Source organism: Ignavibacteria bacterium (assembly GCA_016873775.1).
Classification (GTDB): domain Bacteria; phylum Bacteroidota; class Ignavibacteria; order UBA10030; family F1-140-MAGs086; genus JAGXRH01.
Window position 1 is genome coordinate 1 of the sequence record VGWC01000100.1, and the last position, 6035, is coordinate 6035.

Consider the following 6035-nt stretch of genomic DNA (forward strand, 5'->3'; position numbering starts at 1 on the left):
AATCCGTTTAATCCGACAACAACGATTCGATTTGAAATTCCCGTAGGGGCAATTCATGAATTGCCCTTACAAACAACGTTGAAAATCTACAACGTTCTCGGTCAAGAAGTAGCAACGCTTTTGAATAACGAACAACTCGAAGAAGGAACGCACGAAATACAATTCGATGCAACACATTTATCGAGCGGCATATATTTCTATCGCTTACGCGCCGGAACATTCTTGGAAACGAAGAAAATGATACTCGTGAAGTAAGAATCATTTTCTCTATTGAAACAATGCCGATTCTGATAGAGAGAATCAACTTTGTTATTGCTTCTCTGAAAAATCATAGATGAACAATAGAATAAAAAAACGATGTCCTTCGTCCAACATTTAAACTCTCCCTTCTCGTACACACAAGTGTAAATTTTCATTAGTTCTGTTTTTGTATTTCTGTATTTTCTTCCAATGAATACACACCACGAGAAATATATGTCATTAGCATATCGCGAAGCGGAAAGAGCGTTCGAAGAAAATGAAGTTCCCGTTGGAGCGGTTATTGTTTTCAACGAAACAGTCATAGGAAAAGGTCATAATCAAACCGAAACACTTCACGACGCAACGGCACACGCTGAAATGATTGCGATTACTGCTGCTGCTGCATATTTGTACTCGTGGAGATTGGAAAACTGCACAATGTATGTTACGTTAGAACCGTGCCCAATGTGTTCAGGAGCGATTGTGCTTGCAAGAATTCCCCTCCTCGTCTTCGGTGCATACGATGAAAAATTTGGCGCAGTATCTTCGTTATACAATATTACCAATGATATACGTCTCAATCATCGCACGCATAGTATTGGCGGAATTCAACAAAACAAATGCGAAACGATATTGAAAGAATTTTTCTCGAACAAAAGAAAATAACAATGGCGAACAAACGTTGTTCGCCATTGTTTTATACGCATTGAGAAATGTGTTATTTCAATACAATCATCTTTCGAACATTGCTGAACGTTGTAACATTTCCGTCTTCGTCAAATGCCGTTCCCGTCATCCGATAAAAATACACTCCCGAAGAAAACTGCGTTGCATCAAATTCTATTTCGTGCATTCCTTCTTCCAGCATTTCATTGTTGAGAACTGTTCTTATTTCTTGACCAAGAATGTTGTAGATTTTCAACGTAACGAACGAAGTTTGTCCAAGTGAAAATCCTAATGCTGTGGAAGGATTAAACGGATTCGGATAGTTTTGAAATAATTCAAACGTCGTTGGTTCCGCATCGAAAAAACCCGTGTTGGGAATATGAACACCACCATTATCTTTTCCATCAACTTGCGTAAGAAAATTCGATTGCGCCGCAGTAAACACGCCTTTCAATTTTACAGCATACGGATTCTTTTGCACAACGACACCGATTGAATCTACTTCATAATTTGTTTGTTGCATTGACGCATAAAATCTGTTGTTTATCTGAGCAACAATATTATCAATAAATGAACCGAGTTCTGAATACGCCGAAGAATTATCCACACCTAAACGATACCAATACGTCATCACGCTATCCATATATTTTGCAATGGTAGAAAGCGTTTTTCCCTGCAATTGACGACCAAAAAATACGAACGATGTATCTAAAACGAGCGACCCAAATCCCGGAGGCGTAATGGAATCAGCACTCGCAATCAAATTCAAGTTAAACAAAATTCCTTGTTCCCACGCGGGATTATTATATTTTTTTCTATCGGGTTTCACTGCTTTTACCAATTTCTTTTTTCCTTTCCCGGTTGTAAGGTCGCGAGTAGAATCAAGAGGATATTTTGTTCCTGTGTGTGCGGAAGTATAGAGTTTGCCCAAGTCGCTTCCTTTCTTGAATAAAATCCACGCATAACGTTTTGCAGAATCGGAATTCGTTTGTGGAATTCCTAAAAACGTCGTTCCTGATTTTCCAATTTTTTTGAAAACATTTTCGACTGCCGTTGGTATATTCGGTTGCGATGTGAGCAGTCCTTTCGAATATTTTAACTGTACAACTTTTGCAGATAACTCTGAAGATGCCTTAAATGTTCGAAACGTTTTTTTCGTTGTACTTTTTAATAATCCTAATGAATCAATCGGAATTCCGTTGAGCAGGGATGGATTATATTGCAACGTTATTTCTGCAGGAGAATACGCAACAACAGAATTGAACGACAACTTTTCTTCGCTGACTTCTTCCGGTTCTATATCAAATAACGGACCTCCAGTTGTATCGCCCGTTTTATGTCCAACTTGACCAAACGCCCAACGAGAATACGATTGTATATTTGAAACACGAACAAACGTAGATTCTGTATTCACTGTTCCACTTTTAAAGACAAAAAACGTATTCGGCGAAAGTGATGAATCTGCAAGTTTTGTAACTTTCATCCTATAAGGATATGTTCCGCTTCCACTAAAACGCAACGATACATTTACGCTGTGAAATTTGTACACTCCCGTTGAGTTTGCACGAATCCTTCTATTGACAACGCCGTTCGCAATACTTCCACTTTGACCATAGGCAACTGCCGCGGGGTCATCGTTTTCGACATATACGGTTTCCGGCTGCGCTGTTTTCATTCCGCCGTCCACATTATTTTGAATCTTCCAAATTCTGTTCACGTTTAAGTATCGCTGAATTTTAATCGTTCCGTTCGAGATTGCCGAATCGCTATACGTATCACTACTGCTTCCAAGCGTTAAGTCGTAAAAAGATGTCGTATCATCATCTGATACTGCCGTATCTTTTCCAAAGAAACGGCTCCCGGCGCCAAGTAATTTCACGTGCGATTTCCCCGCTTTGAATTTTCCTTTCATTCGAAAATCACCGTAAACAGAAATATTGGGACGTCGTATTGAATCAATTTCTAAATCACCATCAATGTACAAATGCCCTCGAATTTTTAATTTTCCTCCTTTTACTTTTAAACGCGAACCCGCGGTAATGTGTAAAGTACTTACCGAATCGTTTCCTGAAGGAAGACTATCAATAACCACAACGGAATTTATTGGTATAACAACGGAATCTTCGCCCGTCGGAAGTCCGTTTTCCCAATTGCTCATATCATCCCACGTTATCGTATCTCCTCGTGTTGTGTCTATAAGAACGCCGATGGGGACATTACCGAAATCAAGATTCGAGATGATAACGCTCACGTCAAAAATTGTAGTATCATATGAACCGCCAACCGGATATGTTCTCCTAAATCCTCTTCTGAACGATTGTGTTACTTGATAGTTTCCCGGCGTAAGTGCTTTGTTTAATCCCAAAATATATCTTCCAAAATTATCGCTAACAATTGTATCTATAAAAAGAGAAGGGAGCGGAGATGTTTTTTGTAAAATTATTTTGAATCCTGCAATTCCTTTTTCAAGGGGGTCGCGTACCGAATCGTTGTTAACATCTGCAAAGACTGTTCCGGTAATTGTTCCAAGTTTGAAATTCCCAAAATTAAACGGACCGACAACGCCTCCTTCGGGAACAATAACGGGAAAAGATGACTGCGTTGAACTCATCCATTTGTATTCACTGCTATCCGCTTCAGTAATCGTATATGCTCCTGCTGGTAAATACGGAAAGGTGTATTTTCCCGATTCGTCCGTATAAACCGTATCGCTTACCGGAACACCGGCGTCTGATGTTCCGCTCAAATAAATTTTCCATTTTTCAATACCGTTTTCGTCAAATTCCTGAACACCGTTTCCATTAAAGTCATAAAATTTTGTTCCGAAAACTACTCCGCTCCCGATATAAAAGCTATCTTCAACTGAATATGGAGATGTCATCATTCGGTTATTGATAGCAACGACACTCCAATAATATTTATTGCTTTTTAAAGAATGTAACCGCCAACTGTTACTGGTATTTGTGTTCCCCAATTGTGGAGTCAAAAGTTCTCCGCTTGACGTAGTCATTGGCGACATTATTTCCGCGCCGCCTCGTGTTAGTCCAATTCTCAAGTTGTATGAATTTCTATCGGGAAATTTATTTACCGTGTTCCATTGTAAGAAAACATTATTTTGAATTACTTGCGAAATAAGGTTGCTGGGTTTTGCAGGCGGTGCAGCATTTCCTGCTACAACATTTTTGTAAACTCTAGAAACGCTTCCAGTCAGCGAAACACCGCACACTAAAATATCCAAGTCATTATCATCATCATAATCAGCAAATAATGAACTCCCGTTCGATACTCCTTGCAGTTTCTCATACAATTTAAAATTTCCAGTTGTGCCATCTGAACTATACCGATATACATTCCCTACAAACGTAGTTGCTACATTCGTCGTGCCGGTTACAACAAACCCAAGATAGAAAGAGCCATCAACATTTCCCCAAGCAATTGAACCGTTATTCACTTGTGGCAAAAACGAAAACGTATCGTTAAATAAACCCGCAGAGTTATTATAAATTTTTGTAACCCCGTTGAATCCATCGTTTCCAATTAATGCGATATCCAAATCTCCGTCTGCATCATAATCTCCCCATGCGACTGCTCCATTGGTTACAGGAACCATTCCCGAAAAAATTGGCGAGAACATCCACCCAACATCACCGCTTGTTCCATCAAATTCATAGCCATCATTTCGAAACACATCAGAAAGATATGCACCATTTTCTTGCTCACCCGTCATCGCAATATCTAAATCGTAATCATTATCAAAATCGCCAAAAGCAACTGAACTATTTTTTACGCCAGGAAGCGTTGTGTTTTCTCGAAGAAAAATTTCTCCGCTATTGCTTTCAAATATGACATTCTTAAATAGTGCCGCTATCGAAGTTGAATCCGATTGAACACCGGTAAGAAGCACATCCAAATCGCCATCATTATCATAATCGCCAACGGCAGATGAACCATTAAAAATTCCTGGGAATGGAGCGCCGACATTTTTAAATATGTATTCGTTCAAAGCGTCGTTTCCTCCATTATTCTGATATATCCGGGAAATTATTCCGGAACTCGTTCCCGTACTCATCATTCCTGTCAACAACAAATCCAAATCGTTGTCGTTATCAAAATCCGCCCACATAACATCGCCAAAAGCAACGTTGGGAAGATTAGTAGTAACTTCAACAAATTGATTGTTTCCGGTATTTCTGTACAACGTTGTAACAAATCCCTGTTGCGAAAGTCCGCAAATAACTACATCCATTAATCCATCGCTGTTAAAATCGCCCCACGCCGCGGAACTATTTTGAACATCAACGATTGCATTGGAAACCGTAGAATCAATGACAAATGCTTGGGCGTTTCCTTGTTCGTACGAAAAAAGTATAAACAGAAAAAGAATCGCCATTGCAGAGAAATGTGTTTTTATCATAGTTAACTTTAATGTTTGTATCATTGGTTTCATAAAAAATGTCCTTTCAAGATAAGTGAATAAATTAAATAAATGTTTGTTTTGAAGAAGAAAATTTTTTCGGCATTACGATAAGAATTTTTTGTAATAGTTTCAACGACGTAAATCACAATTTAGAAAACCACGAACCCAAAAGGTTTAAAAAAGAAAATGGTGGATACATTTTTGCATCCACCATGATACTATCGTTCACTCCTTATTTTGTCGGAGAAAGCAGAGGGACATATTTTTTCCCAACTTCAAACACGCCGAATAGTATCCCAACATACATCATATCTCCAATCAACGTATTACGGAAAAAAGGAATTGCGGCAACGTAACATTGCATCAATCCTTCCATTGTATTTGGATATAGTGTTTGCGGCATAAACCATACTCCGAAATTGGTAACAATAAAAAATAACAACGAACTGCATACCGTTACTCCAACTATCACCGATAACGATTGATGTTCCTTCAACCACATTCCAAGTAAGCCAATGAAGAAAAAACTTCCATACACAAATATCATCGTCGAGTGAAAACCAAGAACTGCGTCGCTCAACAACATTGTAACGAACGGCACAAGAATCGACCATCGTTTTTCTAAATATACGCCGCCAAACAACGCAATAGCAGAAACCGGCGTAAAATTCGGCGGATGAGGAAGTATTCGTGAAAATGCGGCAAGAAGAAT

4 protein-coding genes are annotated in these 6035 nt (G+C 39.0%); 2 read left to right on the top strand and 2 right to left on the bottom strand.

Annotated features, from left to right (window positions below; genetic code table 11):
• A partial coding sequence (locus FJ218_10530; protein MBM4167336.1) for a T9SS type A sorting domain-containing protein occupies positions 1-255 on the top strand: 255 nt, incomplete at its 5' end.
• Positions 256-450: 195 nt separating this feature from the next.
• Positions 451-906, top strand: a complete 456-nt coding sequence (locus FJ218_10535; protein MBM4167337.1) for a nucleoside deaminase — start codon at positions 451-453, stop codon at positions 904-906.
• A gap of 52 nt (positions 907-958) precedes the next feature.
• Here the strand turns inward: FJ218_10535 and FJ218_10540 are convergent, their stop codons facing one another.
• On the bottom strand, positions 959-5353 hold the full coding sequence (locus FJ218_10540) for a T9SS type A sorting domain-containing protein (protein ID MBM4167338.1): 4395 nt from the start codon (positions 5351-5353) through the stop codon (positions 959-961).
• A 202-nt stretch (positions 5354-5555) separates the two neighbouring features.
• A partial coding sequence (locus tag FJ218_10545) for a hypothetical protein (GenBank protein MBM4167339.1) occupies positions 5556-6035 on the bottom strand: 480 nt, incomplete at its 5' end.

What these genes read in the sequence shown, in the direction of transcription:
- FJ218_10535 (MBM4167337.1), top strand. Translation starts at nt 451, where the DNA reads ATGAATACACACCACGAGAAATATATGTCATTAGCATATCGCGAAGCG.
- FJ218_10540 (MBM4167338.1), bottom strand. Translation starts at nt 5,353, where the DNA reads ATGAAACCAATGATACAAACATTAAAGTTAACTATGATAAAAACACAT.